This window comes from Wolbachia endosymbiont of Mansonella perstans (genome assembly GCF_020278605.1).
Classification (GTDB): Bacteria; Pseudomonadota; Alphaproteobacteria; order Rickettsiales; family Anaplasmataceae; genus Wolbachia.
This window is the reverse complement of the sequence record NZ_JACZHU010000130.1, coordinates 1-1765: the sequence shown is the minus strand read 5'-3', so window position 1 is coordinate 1765 and position 1765 is coordinate 1. Positions and strand designations below refer to the sequence as shown.

Sequence of the window (1765 nt, the reverse complement as noted above, 5' to 3'; positions counted from 1 at the left end):
AATAGCTTCAGTACTATAATAAGGGTAATGGCGAAAGTTGTCAAGTAGTTCTTTTGACTCTGTTTCTATGGACGGTGTTAGCTACAAAGTAGGCTACCGTTTTTCATGCAAACGCAAGAGATCTATTGAAATACCCCTGCAAAACTATACTATTGATTAGTGCACTGCAAATTTGAAACTATGGATATATTAGGCAAACTGGTAATCTTACTATCAGTTTTTTTACTCCCTTTTCCTTCATATTCATATCAATTTAGAACCAAAGCAAATCAAGCAGTAGTTTTAGATTTAGCCTCAGATTCGTTCATCTTTGAACATAACCCCGACGAAAAAATTGCCCCATCTTCAATGAGCAAGTTAATGACTTTATACGTGGCCTTCGATTACCTAAAAGCTGGAATAATCAACATGGAAGATAAGTTTCAAGTAAGTAGAAAAGCATGGGAAAGGAAAGGATCTTCCATGTTTTTGAGGGAAGGTCAATCTGTTACGGTAAAAGAACTACTCGAAGGAATTGTAATAGTTTCAGGTAATGATGCTTGCATCACGCTAGCTGAGGGTATTGCAGGGTCAGAAGAGAATTTCGTGATGGAAATGAACGAAGTTGCACATAACCTAAATCTGAACAGCAGCCACTTCGTCAATTCAAGCGGGTGGCCGGATGAAGATCATTTTATGAGCGCAAAAGATTTGGCAATATTGGCGAAGAGGATTTTTACTGATTTCCCCGAGTATTACGATTTATTTTCTAAGCAATACCTGACATATAACGACGTTCTACTTTTTCACGACATCGGAGTTGATGGCCTAAAAACTGGCTATACAAATGCTGGCGGTTACGGAATTGTAGTATCCGCAAAACGAAACGATAGGAGAATTTTCGCCGTCGTAAATGGGTTAAGTACTGAAAGAGAGCGAATAGGAGAAGCAAAAAGACTGATACAGTATTCCTTAAATCATTTTAGCACTAGAAAGATATTCGCTAAGGATGATGTAGTTGAGGAAATAAATGTTCTGTACGGAAAAGACAAGAAAGTGCCCATCACAGTTGCAAACGATATTACTATAACCTATAGTCGCAACTTGTATAATAAAATTAAGGTGCGTGTTGAATATAAAGATATGATACCTGCGCCAATTAAAAAAGGGCAAGAAGTAGGCAAAGTTCTTATAGAAGTACCGGGTATTGAGCAGCAAACAGCACCACTTTATGCAGTAAATGATGTACAGGAATTAAATTACATAGAAAAGTTTTTTAGAATATTGTTTTGAACTTAAATAGCCCACTATACCCGAAAGTGAGGCATATGCAAAGAAAACGATACTAGCAATGAAAGAAAACGAGAGAAAGGAAAAACAACAAAGAATTTGTCCCTGCCCTGCTGTATACAGAATGGCAGTTTTTGCTGTTCTGTAACTCATACCAATTCTACTACACAGAAAGCCGATAGACAAAAGTGGAGAAAAGTTACCCAATAGAAACAAAAAACTACTTGACAAGTAGTTTTTTTCGTTTTTACGTTAGCTGCTCGCGTGATATCCTTCTTGTAGACTTATGCTCGTATATGCATGATTTGGTATTGGCTACATATACAATGAAGATCCCCAAAAACACTTTGTAACGGATCAATTTTCGAGTATAAAGCAGAAATATCGCTGTAGTAACAAAATATGCTAATTAAGGACTTAATAAGGCAAACTACTAAAGTGGGGAATAGTGAAAATACCACACGGTATATAGAATATCTCTACCAATTTGAAAAGT

The 1765-nt window shown here is 36.6% G+C and carries 1 protein-coding gene and 1 pseudogene; both read left to right on the top strand.

Annotated elements, in window-relative coordinates; all coding sequences use genetic code 11:
* The first annotated feature begins 186 nt into the window (after nucleotides 1–186).
* A complete protein-coding gene (locus IHO13_RS05375; RefSeq protein WP_368666888.1) occupies nucleotides 187–1272 on the top strand; it encodes a D-alanyl-D-alanine carboxypeptidase family protein in 1086 nt (361 codons plus the stop codon).
* Between the two features lie 399 nt (nucleotides 1273–1671).
* Nucleotides 1672–1765 (top strand): annotated as a pseudogene (locus tag IHO13_RS06040) (WD_0702 family putative metalloprotease); the annotation flags it as partial.